Annotated in this window: 1 pseudogene; it reads right to left on the bottom strand. The window is 69.5% G+C overall.

Annotation, left to right across the window (positions count from 1 at the left end):
- A pseudogene (locus ACTHSQ_RS11335) lies at window positions 1-259 on the bottom strand (metallophosphoesterase); the annotation flags it as partial.

Genomic DNA, 259 nt, shown 5'->3' with positions numbered 1-259 from the left:
ACATCCGGCTGCGGCGGCAGCAACAGCCGTTCGGCGGCAACGGCGGCGGGAGACGGCTGCCAACTGCGCCAATAATGGCCGATAACGACGGGCGTATCGTCGCGGTAGTCGTCCCACCACGCGCAACGGGTCGTACCGCGCCAGCGTCCGCCGGCGTAAAACGGCTCGTCCGCCAGACGCTCCACGCCGCTGGTGAGGGCGCGTATCGGATGCAGGCGGCTGCGTTCGAGTTCGTATCGCGCGTTGGCGGGCATGGGCG

The sequence above is a fragment of the Neisseria sp. P0009.S008 genome, from assembly GCF_051958615.1.
In the GTDB taxonomy this organism is placed as follows: Bacteria; Pseudomonadota; Gammaproteobacteria; order Burkholderiales; family Neisseriaceae; genus Neisseria; species Neisseria subflava.
This window is presented reverse-complemented; position numbering and strand designations above follow the sequence as displayed.